This window comes from Roseobacter cerffii, from assembly GCF_054226325.1.
This window is the reverse complement of sequence record NZ_CM135757.1, coordinates 265,176-283,046: the sequence shown is the minus strand read 5'-3', so window position 1 is coordinate 283,046 and position 17,871 is coordinate 265,176. Positions and strand designations below refer to the sequence as shown.

The following is a 17,871-nucleotide window of genomic DNA, read 5'->3' as shown; positions in this document are numbered from 1 at the left end:
TCAGAACATGCCGCGCAAGTTGAGCTCTGGTGCGGCGCGCGTCACGTCGAGGGCCTGTGCACCGGCCTCTGACACGATCTGCATCTCCAGCTTCTGCGCGTTTTCGAATGTATCGAAATAGGCAAAGCTGATCCCGGAGAGCGCGTCGGGATTGGCACAATTCAGCGTGTATTCGGCATGGAATTCGCTGTGGCCCGCCTCTTCCGCGTGGGCCTCATGATCGTGATCATGCGCATGGTCGTCCTGCTTGTGTGCGTGATCGTCATGGCCGTGGTCGTCATGTCCATGATCGCCATGCGCCTCGTCGATCTCGAGCTTGGCGCTGGCCTCCGTCACGCTGCACTCCGCCGCCGTCGGGAAGACAAACAGCTCCAAGGGGCGCGCAAGCGTGGCAACCGCCGCGTCGACCGCGGCCCGATCCTCAGCGCTGGTCGCTTCATATTCAAAGCCAACGATGTCCGCACCGGGCGCATGCAACTCCAGCGCAACTGTCGTGCCCTCGATGGCCATGTTCAACTGGCCAACGCCATGTTCATGCGCGCCAAGCTGGCGCGTGTCGTCGGCCAGCGCGGGCGCAGCCGAAAGGACGAGAAGAATAGGGAAACCGTATTTCATGTCTGACCTCTTTGATGGATTGGGTAGATAGCGCTCAGGCGGCACAGGTACCACACTGCCCGCGCAGCTCGAAAATGTGCCGCGCCGGTTTGAAGTTGGTGGCCGCGATCAGCGACGTGAGTTGCGGCAACAACGGGCCGCCATCGTGCTCCTGCACGACGCCGCAGCTTTCACAAATCGTGAGCACCGCAAGGCTCGGCGCATGGTCACAGCGGCAGGGCACGAAGGACTTCAGAGATTCCAGCCGATGGGCGCGGCCCTGCTCTGTCAAGGCAGCAAGCGCGCGGTAGACGGTCGGCGGCGCGATATCTGGCTCGTCCTGCTGCAACGCTTCCAATATCTGATAGGCAGTCATGGGCGTGTCCGACGCCCTGAGCACCGTCAGGATATCCGACTGTCGGGTTGCCGCCTGTTTGCGCATAGGGTGCCTTTCGGGACTAGCACATTTTTGTTATTTTATAAAATAACACGCTTCAAGCGAGAAGTTTTCCATCGGCCAAATCCGGCATACTCTCACTCCGTCGAAGAAGATGACATGGGATGAGCAGCCGGGGAGAAATGGCACGAGCACCCAGCGACAACAAAGCCCTATGCAAAGGCGACAGAGCGGTCTAACCCGATGCCACCTGGACTTTGATGGCAGACCTTTATGCAGTCTCTCTACAGCAAATACCCCGAACTGAAGATGCTGGAGCAAAATGGTGACCACCGCCTGGAGGCGCGTAAAGCGGTTCTTCGGCACGCGCCGAAACAGGCCATCGGAGCAGAGATTGGGGTCTTCACCGGGCTGTTTTCCGACATCCTGGCAGAAGAGATCCCGTCACAATGCATCTACCTGGTGGATCCTTGGTCAAAACTGCATGGCACTCATTTTCCAAACTGGGGCACCTACACGGCGCAGGTTGCTCTGAGCACCCATATCGCGAAGGAGGCCACCCTTGCTCGGGCGGAAACAGCTGACTCCAAGTGCGTCGTCGTCGAGGACTTTGGAACAGACTGGCTTGCGAAGCACGACAGTCCATTCCTGAGCTGGGTCTATCTCGACGCAAACCACAGCTACGCGTCCGTCATGACCGACCTGAACGCGATCAGCCGATGCCTTCTTCCTGACGGGGTGATCATGGGTGACGACATGTGGGTCAATGCGAATGGAAAGATTTCGGACGTGTACTTTGCTGTCCGGCAGTTCAGCAAAGACGCCGGATTTGATCTGATCCACATCGATCAATACGGCCAATGGGCCATCAAACGGGCCGAGGCTGTTGATCGCCAGGCCACGCCCGAGCAACGAAAACGCATGAGCGTCTAGCAGCAATCAAGGCCTCATGGTCAACAAGTGACTCACCGGCTTGCGAGGGTGCCGAAACACTACACCCCGCAGTATTCCGAGCGATGGCGCTTTCGCTTTTCATGCCGCCTTGTAAAAAGAAAGCTCCACGCACAAGGCAGACCACAGAATGATCAGATCCGTTTTACATGTTGGGGCACACCGAACGGGTACGACGTCTCTTCAGCGGTTTCTGCAGGACAACGTCAGCGTGCTGCGGGCTGAGAACATCGAGGTCCTATGTCCCCCTGAGAGCCGCGCGGCACCTGTTCCAAAGAGCGTATCAGAGAAGCTTGAACAGACCGCTGCGCATCCGGATGGCAAGCTGCTGATCAGCGAGGAAAACCTGCTCGGGACCATGGAGCACAATATCGAGACTGAAACGCTTTATCCCAACGTTGCCAAAAACCTGCGCCGTCTTGAGGCGGTCTTCCAACCGGACGTCGTCATGCTGTCCATCCGCGAGTTCGGGGGGTTCTGGACATCCGCAATTCTCTTCAGCCTGTGCCGCAGCGGCATGACTTTTCCGACAGCAAAAAAGTTGGACGCGCTTTGCCAAAGCTCGCGCGGTTGGGCCGACGTGATCGATGATATCCGTTCCGTGTTTCCAGAGGCCCAAATCATTGTTCGGGAGTTTGCTCACCTCCGCGACAATCCCAAGCGCTTCCTGCGACTATCGACAGATTGGCCTGTTTGGGGCGATACCAAGCTTAATCGGCGCGCGCAAAATGTCCGCCCCGGCGAGGATGATGTGGTCTCGACACTGTTGGACCAAGGCGATTTTAACAGCCTCTCTCGGTTGGGCAGCGCACCTGAAACGGCGGTCTTTTCCCAAACCCAACGAGAAGAGCTGCACACCCGCTATCAAGCGGACATCGAGAAGATTTGGGCCTCCCTAGGCGCCTCGTTTCTCGAAAGCCGGGAGGCCGAAAAGCAAAAGACGATATCGGAAGGGGTATCCAAGTCTCGATCAAAGACGGCGCCCGGGCCCAAGAAGGTTCTTCTGCACATCAGCAAAACCGGTGGTACCTTCCTCAAGACACTTGCCGAACAGCATGCAGACCGTGCCAAAGACGTCTACCCCAGCAGCTATGGTGACACATTGATCAGCACCATCAAGAAATTCGGGCGCGACCGGAAGCTCGCTTTTTTCTTTCGGAATCCCGAGGAGCGCTTTGTCGCCGGGTTTCTGGCCCGGATGCGGCAAGGCCGTCCGGACTACGATGTCAATTGGAGCACAGGTGAGGCCGTTGCGTTTTCCTTCTTCGACACACCCGACGCGCTCGCCGAGGCTCTGTGCTCCAAGGACGAGCGCCTGAAATCCGCCGCACGGTTTGCGATGTCTTCGATTTTCCATCTCAAACACAACTACGCCCATTTTCTGCACTCACCCCAGGCGGTAGACTACGAACTTCAGTCCCAAAACATTCTGATTTGTTGCGAGACGAACCATGTAGCGCCCCAGCTGGAAAGGATCACCGATATCCTTGGGCTGCCCCTCCCGAAGAGCTCTGATCGAAATCTGTCTGATCCAAAGACCGGGCTGACCAGCGCCCATGGTAAGAGTAATCTCAAAGACTTCTGGGCAAAGGAGTTCGAAATCTACGCCGCCTGCAAGACGGCAGCCCAGGCGCTGGGGTTCGCCCAGTGACCGCCAACCGCCCGGAACTGCACGTTCACGTCGGCGTTGATGGCGTGTTGGAAGAGCTGTTCGAGCAACTCTTCAAAGAGCAGACGCTGAACGATGAGAACACCAGCGCCTTCTATATTTCAGCCGAAACCTACCGAGATGATCTGCGGAATGCTGTCGATGGCAAGGCGATCCCGCTCCTTGCCTTCAAGGAACAGGCGGCCGGGCGCAATCTGTTCATCTCGCGCCCGCGCATGATCTACCCGGGGGCCCCGCTGAACTGCGTCGGCGAAGGGCTCCAGTACACCTATAAACTGCGTCAGCTTCAGCAGATATTCCCCGACTACAAGGTGTGCTTCCACCTCTTCCTGACGGATCACATCGCCTATCTCTTTCGGCATGAGAACTATGTCGAAGGTAACTATGAGGTTGTCCATGCAGCAACTTGGAAACCTCTAATCGACATCCTGATGACCAGCGTCTTTGAGGAGAACGAGCTTCTGGTCTGGAACGCTGAAGAGCCAGAGCACTTCTTGCCGATTTTCCTGCAAAGCATTCTGCATGTGCCCGAGGCCGATTGTCCTCGGATCGTCGAGCGCGCCTTGTCTCTCGACACCTCCCGCCCATCGGCCGAGGCTTTGGAAGAGTTCGTAACAGACTTCGGCCTCGAGCAGGTCTTCTTCGACTATCTCTACGAGGGAGAGCTTCGCGCGCTGCTGGAGGCGAATGAGACAGAGGACTGAGAGAAGGTCTGCACAGGAGCGCGCTGTTGCCAGAGCGGACGAATACAAGAGGTCCTTGGCCGCCGGTCTTCAGCCGGACACCGCGAAAAGAACCGCCGAAAGGGCACTTCAGGGCTTGCGATTCCGGAAATGCGCCATCTAATGCCTTAGACCGACAACTTGTGGGTGTATCTGGGGTCAAATCGGCGTCATCGCGGGGTTTTTGCCTTGAGATTGCGACGTTTCCGCACATCTCACACTTTGTTGAAGATACCCGATCAGGCAAGGTCGGCACCAACATTGGAGGAAAATCAATGAAACACTCAGCTTTCGCGCTTGCGAGCTTACTCATCTCGACCGCGGCCTTTGCCGAAGAAGACCGCACAGGCTGGCCTGACAGCTTCACCGTCGCAACCGCCTCTCAAGGCGGAACCTACTTTGCCTATGGCTCCGGCTGGGCAAACCTCGTGGCGGAAGAGCTCGGCCTGACCGGCGGTGGCGAGGTGACCGGTGGTCCGGGTCAGAACATGGCGCTCGTGCATACCGGCGACACGCAGTTCGGCATGACCACAATGGGCCCGGCAGCGGAAGCCATCGCGGGCGAAAGCCCCATCGCGCCCGGTCTGCAGATGACCAACGCCTGCGCGATGTTCCCGATGTACCAGACCCCCTTCTCCGTGACCGCCCTGTCATCCTCGGGCATCACGTCGGTCGCCGAGATCCCGGCAGGTGCGCGCATCGGCTTCGGCCCGGCGGGCTCGACCTCCGACACCTATTTCCCGCGCATGATGGAAACACTCGGCGTCGATTTCGAGCGGCGCAACGGCTCATGGTCTGACCTTGGCGGGCAATTGCAGGACGGGCTGATCGACGTGATCGCCTTTGCAGCAGGCGTGCCCGTGCCAGCGGTCAGCCAGCTTGAAGTGCAGACCGATGTGAACATCATCGAGTTCACCGAGGACGAACAAAGCACCATCATGGACTCCTTCCCGGTGGCCAATTTCAGCATCTCGGCAGACACATATACCACGCTGACGGAAGACGCCCGGTCGGTGTCGATGTGGAATTTCGCCATCGCCAACTGCGATCTGCCGGAAAGCTTCGTGCATGCGGTGGTCGATATCATCATGTCGGACAATGACCGCATGGTGAACATCCACCGCGCGGCCCGCTCCACAGTTCCCGAGAACTGGGACAAGAACGGCGGCGTGATCGCATGGCACCCGGGTGCTGCGCGCTGGTTCCAGGAGAACGCAGGCGCCGATATCCCAGCTGACCAGATCCACGGCGGCTGATCCAACGGGCTCCGCATGACCTGCGGAGCCCCTTTCGCACGCCAAGCGGTGTGCGATCCAAAGAATTCCTCAGACTGCGGCGGCCCACCTCATGACGTCAGATCCTCAAAGCAATGACCCCCTCGACACGGCCGGCGTAGATGAAGAACTGGTTGAGAAGAACCGGAGCGTCTTCTCCGGCAATCTCAAGTTCGTCATCGCCGTCTTCGCAGGCGTTTACGCTATCTTCCACATGGCGGTGCTGAACGGCTGGTCGATCCGCGAGTGGACGGGCGTTGATATTCCCGGCCTCCCGGTCTTCCCGATGGAAACCTGGAACTTCCGCATCGTGCACATCGCGGGCGCCTTGATCCTCGGCTTTCTGCTCTACAGCGCCCGCCCCTTCCGGCAGGGCCCAACGCGGCACCCGCTGGACTGGCTGGCCTGGGCTGCGATGCTGCCCGCGCTCTTCGCGCTGATCACGGCCCTGCGTTTTGCCTCGGACATCGGGGGAGGTGTGCAATGGAACGGGGTTGATCCGGGCATCCGGTCAGCTGAAATCTGGCAATATGGCGTGCCGCTCATCGTGGCCACGACCATCGGCATTCTGATTGGCTGGCTGCGCCCGCGGGACCGCGCCGCCGTGGTGCCAGCCGACCTCTTGCTTTCGGTTTGCGCCATCGCCGTCGCCGCTTATCTCATCACCATCTACGGCACACTCATGCGCAACGCCACCGGCACGCCCTTCGCGCCGATTGGCATCAGCCTCGCCGCCGTGGCAGGCACCGCGCTGATCATGGAGCTCACGCGCCGCGTGGCCGGGCTCGCACTCGTGGTCATTGCCGCGATCTTCCTGGTCTATGTGTTTGTCGGTGACATGCTGCCGGGCTTCCTCAATGCGCCCAACATCGAGTGGGCCCGCTTCTTCAGCCAGGTCTACACCGACGCCGGAATATTGGGCCCCACCACGGCGGTTTCCTCGACCTATATCATTCTCTTCATCATCTTCGCCGCCTTCCTGCAGGCGTCCAAAGTGGGCGAATACTTCGTCAATTTCGCTTTCGCTGCCGCCGGTCGCGCCCGTGGCGGCCCGGCCAAGGTGGCGATCTTCGCCTCCGGTCTCATGGGCATGATCAACGGCACCAGCGCGGGCAACGTGGTGGCCACCGGGTCACTGACCATCCCGCTGATGAAACGCGTGGGCTACAAGCCCAAGACCGCCGGTGCCGTCGAAGCAGCCGCCAGCACCGGCGGCCAGATCATGCCCCCGATCATGGGCGCGGGCGCCTTCATCATGGCCGAGATCACCGGCATCCCCTACACTGACATCGCCATCGCGGCGATCATTCCCGCCGTGCTCTATTTCGTATCCGTCTACTTCATGGTGGATTTCGAAGCGGCCAAGCTCGGCATGCGCGGCATGCGCGAGGACGAGCTACCAAAGCTCGCCGATATGGCGCGCAAGGCCTTCCTGTTCCTGCCGATCCTGATCCTGATCGGCGCGCTCTTCATGGGGTATTCGGTGATCCGCGCAGGCACGCTGGCCACTGCCGCTGCCGCCGTCGTCTCCTGGCTCACGCCTTTCCGCATGGGCCCCCGGTCCATCGCCAAGGCCTTCGAACTGGCAGGCACGATGTCAGTGCAGATCATCGCGGTCTGTGCTTGTGCGGGGATCATCGTCGGGGTCATCTCGCTCACCGGGGTCGGCGCGCGCTTCTCCTCGGTGCTGCTCAGCATCGCCGACGCGAACCAGCTTCTGGCACTCTTCTTCGCCATGTGCATCGCGATTTTGCTCGGCATGGGCATGCCCACCACCGCCGCCTATGCGGTGGCCGCCTCCGTCGTCGCACCCGGGCTCGTCCAGCTGGGCATCCCGGCCCTGACCGCACATTTCTTTGTCTTCTACTTCGCGGTGGTCTCGGCAATCACACCGCCCGTCGCGCTCGCGAGCTATGCGGCGGCGGGCATCTCCGGCGCGAATCCCATGGCCACTTCGGTGACCTCCTTCAAGGTCGGCATCGCGGCCTTCATCGTGCCCTTCATGTTCTTCTATCACTCCGCCATCCTGATGGACGGCACCTGGCTGCAAATCATCCAGGCAGCGGTCACAGCCATCCTTGGCGTCTTCCTGCTGTCCTCGGGCGTCCAGGGCTGGTGGGCCGGCCGCGCAGCCGGGATCGTGATCCGAACCATCCTGCTGGTGGCGGCCCTTTGCATGATCGCGGGCAGCCTGCTCACCGACCTGATCGGCGCAGCCATCGCAGCAGGCCTCTTCTTCTGGGCTCGCTTGCGCCCGGCTGAGCCTGAACCCGCAGAGTGAGACAAGATCCTCTGCGGGGCACAAACCGCCGCTGGCTACGCAGTGACATCCTCGTTGACGACCTCGGCGAAGGATTTGAAGAACTTCGCCGCTAGCTTTTTCGCGGTGCTCTGGATCAGCCGGCTGCCAAGCTGCGCCAGCTTTCCGCCGATGTCCGCCTTCGCATCATAGCGCAGCACCGTCGTGCCATCCGGCCCGTCGGTCAGCGTCACATCGGCGCCGCCCTTCGCGTGCCCCGCCGCACCGCCATTGCCTTGCCCCGTGAGCGAAAACGCATCCGGCGCGCCAGCGGTATCTAGCTGGACATCTCCGCTGAACCGCGCCTTGACCGGACCAACCTTCAGCACCACCTTGGCCTCTAGCTCCGTCTCAGAATGCTTGATGAGCTCCTCACATCCCGGGATGCACTGCTGCAGAACGTCGGGATCATTCAACGCCGCATAGACACGGTCCTTCGGTGCATTGATGATGATTTCGTCTGAAAGTTCCATGGCTTTTCCTTCTTCAGCAACAGGGGAATTTGATCATCGCAAGCTGCTCCGCCTGCTCAGGCGTCAGCGCCCATGTCCGCCGCAACCGTGCGAACGCGCGCCTCAGCCTGCTCATACCGGGGCGCCCTGCGGTGCATCCGACAGGGCCGCATAGTCTTCCGGCGTGTCGACATCCGCGTAGAACCCCCGCGCAGGCAGGGCGTGAAACTGAACCTCGTCTGGGTGCGCCCGAGTGAAGGTCTTGCAGCCGGGTGATTTGGGGTCAGCGAGCAACCGGGCGCGCAAGGAACCCGGCACCACAATCGGGTTGCCGCGGTCCTCACCGCGCTGCGGGATCGAAATCTTGGTCGGATCACCCGTCCGATGGGCCGCCAAAAGCGTCTCAAGGTCCTCCGGTTGCAGGTGCGGCTGATCCCCCAGGCCGATGAGCAAAAGATCTGCCTGTCCCGCCGCGCGCAAGCCGCAGACAACGGAGGTCATCTGCCCATCTGCATAAGACGGGTTGAACAGCGGTGTCGCCCGCGTCCCGTGCAGCGCCAGCGCCACCTTATCGGCCTCATGCCCCGTCACGACGATGATCGGCCCGCCGGTCGCCGCCTCATAGGTTCTCACCACCTGGGTGATCATCGGCGCATCGCCGATGGGCAGCAGCAGCTTGTTCCGGGCACCCATCCGGCGCGAGAGGCCTGCAGCGAGCAGAATTGTGACGACCTCAGCCATCCCGATGCCCCATGTCCCGACGTCGCACCTGGACCAGCTCCGCAAGGATGGAGAGCGCGATCTCCTCGGGCGTGACCGCACCGAGGTCGAGCCCGGCAGGCGCTTTGACCGCATCGATCACCGCACGGTCGAAACCGGCCTCCTCGAGCTTCTGCGCAAGGCTTGCGAACTTGCGGGCACTTCCGACAAAAGCGGCATAGTCGAAGGATGCCGACAGCGCTGCCTTCAGCGCATCCAGATCACCCTGCCCCTGCGTGGCGATGACCAGCACACGTTTCTGATGTTGCGTCTCATCTGCCAATCCCGGTGTGGTCGCCGATACGCGCCAATGAAACTGGGGCGCCAGCGCACTCAGGGCCTGCGCCACGGGGGATGTGCCCAGGACGACCAGCTCGGGCATCGGCAGGCAGGGCTCGATGAAGATATCCACGGTGCCGCGCGACGGGCAGCCATTGCGCGCAAAACGCATGCCGTCGACCTCCTCGCCCGCCACCACGCCCTTCTCAGCGAGCAGGTCCTCCGGCGCCACCGAGACGAGCTGGGGCGTGCCATCCTTCAGCGCCTGCAACGCCGCCCGTTTGACCGCGCCCCGGGTGCAGCCACCACCCAACCACCCCTGGAGGATCGTGCCATCTGCGCTCAGAAGCGCCTTGGCGCCGGGCTTCGCAGCGGTGGAGCCTGCCGTGCGCACGATGGTCGCGAAGGCAAAGGGCTCCTGCCGTGTGCGCAGCGTTTCCGCCGCGTCCGCCAGATCCGGGTCAAGCATCTCCGCCGGGGTCATAGCGCGCCGAGCTCCTGTTCAAGCGCCGCCAGATCCGCCAGCGTGTTGGCCGCTTTGAAGAGGTCCACATGCGGCAAGGCCGCCGCCATGCCGCCCGCCACAGGCGCATAGTCCCGCCACCCCTTCAGCGGGTTGAGCCAGATCACCGTGCAGCCGCGCTTCTTGAGCGTCGCGAGGGCCACGGCGATCCTCTCTGGCGGCGCCGTATCATAGCCATCCGACAGGATCATCACCACACTGCGCCCGTCGACGAAACGCTTGGCATAGGTCTCGGAGAAGCGCGCCAGCGACGGCCCGATCTTCGAGCCTCCGCCGAACCCGTCGGCCATCAGCGACATCCGCCCAATGGCCCGCATCGCATCCTTGTCGCGCAGCGCTTCGGTGATCCGCACGAGGCGGGTATGGAAGAGGTAAGCATCCGCCGCCGGATCTGCCCGCATCAGCCCGGCGAGGAAAGCCAGGAACACCTGTGCATATACCCCCATGGACCCCGAGACGTCGCATAGGGCAACGATCTTGCGGCTGCGATCAGGGCGCCGTTTGCGCAAGAGGCGCAGAGGCTCTCCGCCAGTGGCCAGGCTGTGGCGGATCGTCTTGCGAAAATGCAGACGGTCACCCCGGCGCGCCGCGATCCGGCGGCGCGAGCGTCGGTCGCGCAACGCCGCCCCAAGGCGCCGCGCCACCGCTTCAGCCTCGGCAATCTCCTCCGGCCGCACCATATCGCGCAGATCCTTGCGCGACAGATTGCGCAATTCGGTCGCGATCAGCTTTCCCGTGCCATCACTGTCCGCCTCGCCCTGCCCACCGTCAGGGGCCGTGGCCGACCCGCTGCTACTGGCCTCAGACCCGCTGCCATCACGCGACGAATGCACATCCTCACTGATGCTGGAGGCTTTCGGGATCACCCGCTGTTTGACGCGGCCCGCATCCAGCCAGAAGCTGTCGAAAAGATCGTCAAAGCGCTCCGCTTCCTCCTTGCACCCGGTGCAGACCGCTCGCAGCGCCCGGCGACAGTCGTCCGGGCGCGCGGCGGTCACGTGGGTCAAGGCGCTCAGCGCCACATCCGCTTCGGCCACCCCAAGGCGCAGGCCGTTCTCCCGCAGGTGCGCCACGAACCCGGCCACCCGCGCCGCAGGCCCCGGGTCTCGGGCGGCAAAGCGGGTCACCCGGCTCATGCGGCACGCCCCGCGATCCGGCTCGCCACCTCGGGCGTGATCTGCGCCTGATCGCTCTGGGTTTTGAGCAACGTGGTGAGCGTCGATTGCAGCACCGCCGGGTCCGACGTGAGATCGGCGATACCAAGCCCCATGAGGGCTGCGGCAAAGTCCAGCGTCTCGGCAATGCCCGGCGTCTTCTCGAGCTCTTCTTCGCGCAGCGTCTGGACAAACCCGATGATTTGATCGGCCAGATGCGCCTCGACCTCCGGACACCGGGCCTTGAGGATCGCAAGCTCGGTTGTGCGGTCCGGATAGCTGACATAGGTATACAGACAGCGGCGGCGCAGCGCGTCCGACAAATCGCGGGTGCCATTCGAGGTCAGGATCACAATCGGCCGACTGGTGGCGGTGATCGTCCCCAACTCGGGGATCGAGACCTGATAGTCCGACAGAACCTCGAGCAGATAGGCCTCGAATTCCTCATCGGCGCGGTCGATTTCATCGATCAGCAGAACCGGCGGAAGCTCTTGCGTGATGGCCGCTAGCAGCGGACGCTCCAGCAGGAAGTCGCGGGAAAAGATGCGCGCTTCGACCGCGGCGCCGGTCTCGCCATCTTCCGCCGCCGCCCGGATCGTCAGAAGTTGCCGCTGGTAGTTCCACTCATAGATCGCCTGCGCCGCATCAAGCCCTTCGTAGCATTGCAACCGGATCAGCCGCGTGTCGCGCACCGCCGCAAGCGTACGCGCGACCTCGGTCTTGCCTACGCCCGCAGCCCCTTCGAGCAGCAGCGGGCGCCCCAGGGTCAGCGCCAGATGCAGCGCCACCGCCAGATCGTCTGAGGCGACATATCCCTCGCCACTGAGGGCGGCCTGTAGCTCAGTCCAGTTCATCGGTGTCTCCATGGGGCGGGGATGATCCCCGCCCTCGCTGAGGGATCAGCCATGCAGCCCAAGCTCATTGGCGGTTTTCCAGATCCGCCAATGGTCGTGCGGCATGTTGGTGTGGCGCAGACCGAAGGCGCGGAACGCATCCTGCACTGCGTTGGAGAAGCACGGCACACCGCCCACATGCGGGCTTTCGCCCACACCCTTGGCCCCGATCGGGTGATGCGGGCTGGGCGTCACGGTATAGTCGGTCTCGTAGTTCGGCACTTCCCACGCGGTCGGCAGGAAGAAGTCCATCAGCGTGCCCGTCTTGCAGTTGCCCATGTCGTCATAGGCAATCTCCTGCCCCAGAGCAACGGCCAGCGCTTCGGTCAGACCGCCATGCACCTGCCCTTCGATGATCATCGGGTTGATCCGCGTACCGCAATCATCGAGCGCATAGAAGCGCCGGATTTCGGGCACGCCGGTATCCACGTCGATGTCCATCACGCAGACATAGGCCCCGAACGGATAGGTCATATTGGGCGGGTCATAGTAGCTCACCGCCTCCAGCCCCGGCTCGATCCCCGGAATGGCCTGATTGTAGGCGGCGAAAGCGATCTCTTTCATCGTCTTGAACCGCTCTGGCGCACCTTTCACAACAAAGCGGTCCACATCGAATTCCACGTCATCATCGTGCACTTCGAGCAGGTAGGCCGCGATCATCTGCGCCTTGGCCCGGATCTTGCGACCGGCCATCGCTGTCGCAGCGCCAGCGACGGGCGTAGACCGCGAGCCATAGGTTCCCAAACCATACGGTGCCGTATCCGTATCGCCTTCCTCGATGGTGATGCTGTCGGCGGGCAGACCGATTTCAGACGCTAGGATCTGCGCGAAGGTCGTCGCGTGGCCTTGGCCCTGAGAGATCGTCCCGAGCCGTGCAATCGCCGAGCCGGTGGGGTGGATGCGGATCTCGCAGCTGTCGAACATCCCAAGGCCGAGGATGTCACAGTTCTTGACTGGCCCGGCGCCTACGATCTCGGTGAAGAAGCTGAGGCCGATGCCCATCAACGTGCGCGTCTTGCCCGCCTTGAAATCCTCGATCCGCTGCGCCTGTTCGGCGCGCAGCCCCTCATAATCCACCGTCTTCAGCGCCTTGTCCCAGGCGGTGTGATAGTCGCCACTATCGTACTCCCAGCCGAGCGCTGCAGTATAGGGGAACTGCTCTTTCTTGATGAAGTTGATCCGGCGCAGCTCGGCGGCGTCCATGTCGAGCTCGATGGCCAGCACCTCGATCATGCGTTCGATGAAATAGACCGCCTCGGTCACACGGAAGGAACAGCGATAGCTCACGCCACCCGGTGCCTTGTTGGTATAGACGCCGTCCACCTCAAGGTATGCCGTCGGAATGTCATAAGACCCCGTACAGATGTTCATGAATCCAGCAGGGAACTTCGTTGGATCGGCGCAGGCGTCAAACCCGCCGTGATCGGCTGTCACCTGACAGTGCAGCCCGGTGATCTTGCCCTCCTTGGTCGCCGAAATCCGACCCTTCATCCAATAGTCGCGGGCGAAGGCGGTGGTCATCAGGTTGTCCATCCGGTCTTCGATCCACTTCACCGGCTTTCCGGTCACGATGGACGCCACAACCGAGCAGACATAGCCCGGATAGGCACCGACCTTGTTGCCAAAACCACCCCCGATGTCGGGGCTGATCACGCGGATGTTGTGCTCTTCGATCCCGGATATCAGCGACACCACCGTGCGGATCGCATGGGGCGCCTGGAAGGTCCCCCAAAGCGTCAGCTTGCCATTGACCTTGTCCATCGACGCCACACAGCCGCAGGTCTCCAGCGGGCAGGGGTGCGTGCGGTGGTAGTACATACTCTCCTCGGCCACGACGTCGGCATTGGCGATGACCTCCTCGGTCGGCGCCTTGTCTCCAGCCTCCCAGGTGAAGATGTGGTTGGCGTGCTTGCGCGGCCCATGCGCGCCGTCCGGCAAGGACCCATCTTCGGCCACCAGATCCTCGCGCAAGACAACGTCGGATTTCAGCGCCTCGAACGGGTCGACGATCACAGGCAGTTCTTCATACTCGACCTCGACCGCCTCGATCCCATCGGCGGCGGCATAACGATCCTCGGCCACCACAAAGGCGACCTCCTGGCCCTGGAACAGCACCTTGCCGTCTGCCAGCACCATCTGCTTGTCGCCCGCCAGTGTCGGCATCCAATGCAGGCCCAGCGGCTCCAGATCCTTCGCCGTCAGCACCGCCAATACGCCAGGCACTTCAAGCGCAGCTTCGGTGTCGATGCTGGTGATCCGCGCATGCGCGTAGGGCGAGCGCACGAAATCACCGAAGATCATGCCATCGAGCTTGATGTCATCGACGTAGTTGCCCTTGCCTTGGGTAAAGCGCGCGTCCTCGACCCGCTTGCGCGAACAGCCCATGCCCTTCAGGTTGGCGACGCGATCCTCGCGGTTTTCCACTTCGTCCTTCATTCCGCCGCCTCCTTGGCTGCATTCATCTCAGCCGCAGCCGCCTGAATGCTCTTCACGATGTTCTGATACCCGGTGCAGCGACAGATATTGCCCGCCATACCAAAGCGGATCTCTTCCTCAGTGGGGTTCGGGTTCTCTTCCAGCAGCTTCGTCGCCCGCGTGATCATCCCCGGCGTGCAATAGCCGCATTGCAGCCCGTGATGCTCCTTGAACGCCGTCTGCAGCGGATGCAGATCATCCGGCCCGCCGATGCCTTCGATGGTGGTCACCTCGGCACCATCGGCTTGCGCCACAAACATGGTGCAGGCCTTTACCGACTTGCCGTTCAGCGTCACGGTGCAGGCCCCACAGTGCGAGGTCTCGCAGCCGATATGCGGCCCGGTGATGTTGAGCCGCTCGCGCAGCGTATAGATCAAAAGCTCGCGCGGCTCGGCGAGGAACTCCTCGTCCTTGCCGTTCACGTTCAGCTTGATGTGCATTTTCTTCGACATGAAATTCTCCTCTGCCCTGCCGCGTCGCGGTCTGAGGGCGGTTCTCCCTCAGGCGCGCGACCAAGCGCGTGCGATGGCGCGGCGCAGAATGACGCCAGCCACATGGTTCTTGAACGCGACCGGGCCGCGATTGTCTTCCGTGGGGTCGATGTCACCCAGCATCGCATCGGCGGCGGCGCGCAAGGCGTCATCATCCACCGATGAGCCCACCAGCGCCGCACCCGCAGCCTCGGAAAAGACCGGCGTGTCGCTCAAGTTCGTCATCGCAATGGCCGCCGCCACGCAGGTGCCCCCGTCCTTCACGATCTGCACCGCTGCCGCAGCGGTCGCATAGTCGCCGATCTTGCGCTTTTGCTTCTCGTAGGCATAGCCGCCCTTCGGCAGCGGAAGGATGACCCCGGTCAGCACCTCGTCATCCTCGCGCGCGGTCATATAGGCCGCCTCATAGAAATCGCGCGCCGGCACCTGCCGCTCTCCGGCGGAGCCGATCAACGTGAAGGTGGCGTCGAGGCATTGCATCAGCCCCGGCATGTCGTTGCCCGGATCTCCGTTGGCCACATTGCCGCCCACCGTGCCCATGTAACGCACCTGCGGGTCGGCAATCTGCAAGGCCGCCTCGCGCAGGATTGGCGCTGCGGCGGCCAACCCGTCATGATCGATGATATCGGCCTGCGTGACCATCGCGCCGATCTTGATGCTGTCGGAGCCCACCTCGATATCCGAAAGGCCGCCCACATCCTGCAGGTCGATCAGATGGGGCACATCGGCCATGCGCAGTTTCATCATCGGGATCAGACTGTGACCGCCCGCCATGACCCGCGCGTCATCACCGTGTTCGTCCAGGATCGACAGGACACCGTCCATATCCTTTGGTCGATAATACTCGAATGCCGCTGGAATCATCGGCTCTCCTCCCTTCAAGCAAATGTTCTGGCTGCCTGAAAGGAGTGCACAGAGCCCGGGCGATGGCTTCAGAAAATCAACGAAAAACGGCTATTCTGCACGAACTGCGCCGTCTCCTGCACGAATTGCGCCGACCTGCGCGGCCAGCGCATCCTGGATCACCTTCAGCTTTGAGCGGCTCACCGGCGCGGGCGGCAGATCGTCGCCGTGAAAGATACAGCGCCCCTTGTCTTTGGTCCGCTCAAACCGCGCCACGTGGTCGGGATTCACCAGATAACTCCGATGGGTCTGCAGAAATCCGGCGGGCCGCAGGCGCTTGGTTGCCTCGGTCACCGGCCAGACGCAAAAGAGCCGTTCGGTCTGTGTATAGACCTGCGTGTAATGCCCGTCGGCGCGGACAAAGAGCACGTCCTTCGGCGCCACAAACACCTTGCTGCCCTCCCGCTCACAAGGGATTTGCAGCCGCGGCGCAGCAGCGGCGGGCGCGGGCGGAGCCGTGGCAGGGGCAGGGGCCTGCTCCGACGACGGGGCAACCAGATAGGTGACGCTGACCCAGAGACAGGCGCCGAAAATCACGAAGCTGAAGAAGATCACCCCGAGCGCCAGGGTCTCATTGCTCATCGCGGGGCCAAACTCCGACACGCCCGGAACCGCGACAAAGCGCGTGTCCGCCATCGCCAGGAAGTGCACCGAACAAACCGCGATCGCAAAGCAGAGCGTGCCGAGAAGGATGTTGCGGTTGGTCCGCTGGCCATAGGCCACCCAGACCGCGAGGATGCAGAGCCCGATCGCCACCACCGACGAGGCGATCACGCCCATCGGCGTATAGACGGCGCGGCAGAGCTCAAGCCCCGCCATGCCGATGTAATGCATCACCAGGATGCCGACGCCGATCACCGCGCCCGCTGCCGTCAGGATGCGCGGGCCGCGTTCGGTGAAATGCAACAGGAGTAGCGCGGCGCCCACGATCAGGATCGCAACAAGCGCCGAGACCAGCGTGATCGCCGCGTCATAGTAGAAGAGGATTGGCAGCTGCAGGCCGAGCATCGCGACGAAGTGCATCGCCCAAATCCCGCCGCCCAGGGCAACGGAGGCCAGCGTGATCGACGCCTTCTTCTGAAAGACCGGTCGTTTCGACAGATCCCGCGTGAGCGACAAGCCTGTGAACCCCGCAGCAAGGGCGACGACGCAGGACATGATTACCAGAAATGTGCTGTGCGCAAACGGCAGAAACTGCATGGGATCAAAATGCCCAAGGAACGGGCATTTGGCAAATGCAGAAGCCGTGATGTGGCGTGAAGGCCCGACCGGAAACGGGCCGGAGCGTGCGCACCAGCGGGTGGGCTACCGCGTCATCGCGCGAGCTGACCCATCCCGTCACATGCTCGGTGCGTCAAGGCCATCACCCACCCGCCAGATGAGCGGGTTCACCTTGGTCGCAAAGCCGGTCCGCGTTCACTCCTGCCGGATCGCTTCGAACTCCAGCATGATCTCGACCTCGTCACCGACAAACACGGGCAGCGCATAGGTGCTGCCGAAATCGCTGCGCAGGATCGTTGTCGTCGCCGAGATGCCCACGGTCTCTTTCTGATGACAGCAGGGATAGACAGCCAGCAGGTTCTTGGTGACATCCAGCGTCACGGGCTGCGTCACACCGCGGATCGTCAGATCACCGGTCACGGTCCCCGTGGTCTCCGAGATCGGCTGCCCACCGGTGGCAACAAAGGTGATCTGCGGGTGCGCCTCGGCGGCGAGGAAGTCGTCCGACTTCACGTGGTTGTCTCGCGCCTCGTGCCAGGTCTGAACGCTGGCCGTCTCGATGGTGACAGAGACGTCTGACAGGGTCTGCGTTTCCTCATCATAGGCAAAGCTGCCTTCGACATCGGCAAATCGACCCAGGGTCTTCGCGTAACCGGCATGCATGATGGTGAAGGCCACGGTCGTATGATCAGGGTCGATCTCATAGGTTGCCATATCGGCCCGTGCGGCGGGCGCGATCAGCCCGGCGGACAGCACCCCCATCGCAAGGTTGCGGCAAAGAGATTTCGGGAAAGATGTGCGCATGTTCAAATCTC

Annotated in this window: 17 protein-coding genes; 5 read left to right on the top strand and 12 right to left on the bottom strand. The window is 62.2% G+C overall.

Translation table 11 applies throughout. From position 1 onward, the window contains the following. On the bottom strand, window positions 1–615 hold the full coding sequence (gene zrgA, locus ACVC7O_RS01385; RefSeq protein WP_458324321.1) for a zinc uptake protein ZrgA: 615 nt from the start codon (window positions 613–615) through the stop codon (window positions 1–3). 34 nt (window positions 616–649) lie between these two features. Continuing rightward, window positions 650–1,036: a Fur family transcriptional regulator gene (locus ACVC7O_RS01380; RefSeq protein ID WP_458324320.1), complete on the bottom strand. Its 387-nt coding sequence runs from the start codon at window positions 1,034–1,036 to the stop codon at window positions 650–652. Between the two features lie 228 nt (window positions 1,037–1,264). Here ACVC7O_RS01380 and ACVC7O_RS01375 point away from each other — a divergent pair, with 228 nt between their 5' ends. The 5 genes from ACVC7O_RS01375 to ACVC7O_RS01355 all read left to right on the top strand — a co-directional run bounded on the left by ACVC7O_RS01375 (window position 1,265) and on the right by ACVC7O_RS01355 (window position 7,888). Next, window positions 1,265–1,924 (top strand): class I SAM-dependent methyltransferase, encoded by a 660-nt coding sequence (locus ACVC7O_RS01375; RefSeq protein WP_458324319.1) that lies wholly within the window; start codon window positions 1,265–1,267, stop codon window positions 1,922–1,924. Between the two features lie 376 nt (window positions 1,925–2,300). Further along, window positions 2,301–3,593: a hypothetical protein gene (locus ACVC7O_RS01370; RefSeq protein WP_458324318.1), complete on the top strand. Its 1,293-nt coding sequence runs from the start codon at window positions 2,301–2,303 to the stop codon at window positions 3,591–3,593. Then, a complete protein-coding gene (locus ACVC7O_RS01365) occupies window positions 3,590–4,315 on the top strand; it encodes a hypothetical protein (RefSeq protein WP_458324317.1) in 726 nt (241 codons plus the stop codon). The genes ACVC7O_RS01370 and ACVC7O_RS01365 overlap by 4 nt, the downstream gene beginning before the upstream one ends. Before the next feature lie 293 nt (window positions 4,316–4,608). Continuing rightward, entirely contained in the window at window positions 4,609–5,589 is a 981-nt protein-coding gene (locus tag ACVC7O_RS01360) for a TAXI family TRAP transporter solute-binding subunit (protein ID WP_458324316.1), read from the top strand. Window positions 5,590–5,680: 91 nt separating this feature from the next. Next, on the top strand, window positions 5,681–7,888 hold the full coding sequence (locus tag ACVC7O_RS01355) for a TRAP transporter permease (protein ID WP_458324315.1): 2,208 nt from the start codon (window positions 5,681–5,683) through the stop codon (window positions 7,886–7,888). Between the two features lie 35 nt (window positions 7,889–7,923). Here ACVC7O_RS01355 and ACVC7O_RS01350 read toward each other — a convergent pair whose 3' ends face one another. The 10 genes from ACVC7O_RS01350 to ACVC7O_RS01305 all read right to left on the bottom strand — a co-directional run bounded on the left by ACVC7O_RS01350 (window position 7,924) and on the right by ACVC7O_RS01305 (window position 17,860). Continuing rightward, window positions 7,924–8,379 (bottom strand): CoxG family protein, encoded by a 456-nt coding sequence (locus ACVC7O_RS01350; protein WP_458324314.1) that lies wholly within the window; start codon window positions 8,377–8,379, stop codon window positions 7,924–7,926. A gap of 111 nt (window positions 8,380–8,490) precedes the next feature. Further along, window positions 8,491–9,099, bottom strand: coding sequence for a nucleotidyltransferase family protein (locus ACVC7O_RS01345; protein ID WP_458324313.1), 609 nt, complete (start codon window positions 9,097–9,099; stop codon window positions 8,491–8,493). Then, entirely contained in the window at window positions 9,092–9,880 is a 789-nt protein-coding gene (locus ACVC7O_RS01340) for an XdhC family protein (protein ID WP_458324312.1), read from the bottom strand. Before ACVC7O_RS01340 ends, ACVC7O_RS01345 begins: the two co-directional genes overlap by 8 nt. After that, complete coding sequence (locus tag ACVC7O_RS01335) at window positions 9,877–11,055, bottom strand: vWA domain-containing protein (protein WP_458324311.1); 1,179 nt, start codon at window positions 11,053–11,055, stop codon at window positions 9,877–9,879. The genes ACVC7O_RS01340 and ACVC7O_RS01335 overlap by 4 nt, the downstream gene beginning before the upstream one ends. After that, complete coding sequence (locus ACVC7O_RS01330) at window positions 11,052–11,927, bottom strand: AAA family ATPase (protein WP_458324310.1); 876 nt, start codon at window positions 11,925–11,927, stop codon at window positions 11,052–11,054. The genes ACVC7O_RS01335 and ACVC7O_RS01330 overlap by 4 nt, the downstream gene beginning before the upstream one ends. 45 nt (window positions 11,928–11,972) lie before the next feature. Further along, entirely contained in the window at window positions 11,973–14,402 is a 2,430-nt protein-coding gene (locus ACVC7O_RS01325; protein ID WP_458324309.1) for an aerobic carbon-monoxide dehydrogenase large subunit, read from the bottom strand. Beyond that, window positions 14,399–14,893 carry a (2Fe-2S)-binding protein gene (locus ACVC7O_RS01320; protein ID WP_458324308.1) on the bottom strand — a complete coding sequence of 165 codons (495 nt, stop codon included), beginning with the start codon at window positions 14,891–14,893 and terminating at the stop codon, window positions 14,399–14,401. The genes ACVC7O_RS01325 and ACVC7O_RS01320 overlap by 4 nt, the downstream gene beginning before the upstream one ends. Window positions 14,894–14,941: 48 nt before the next feature. Next, window positions 14,942–15,796 carry an FAD binding domain-containing protein gene (locus tag ACVC7O_RS01315; RefSeq protein WP_458324307.1) on the bottom strand — a complete coding sequence of 285 codons (855 nt, stop codon included), beginning with the start codon at window positions 15,794–15,796 and terminating at the stop codon, window positions 14,942–14,944. Between the two features lie 90 nt (window positions 15,797–15,886). After that, window positions 15,887–17,035 (bottom strand): MHYT domain-containing protein, encoded by a 1,149-nt coding sequence (locus ACVC7O_RS01310; protein WP_458324306.1) that lies wholly within the window; start codon window positions 17,033–17,035, stop codon window positions 15,887–15,889. 216 nt (window positions 17,036–17,251) lie between these two features. Continuing rightward, window positions 17,252–17,860, bottom strand: coding sequence for a YceI family protein (locus ACVC7O_RS01305; RefSeq protein WP_458324305.1), 609 nt, complete (start codon window positions 17,858–17,860; stop codon window positions 17,252–17,254). Between the last annotated feature and the right edge of the window lie 11 nt (window positions 17,861–17,871).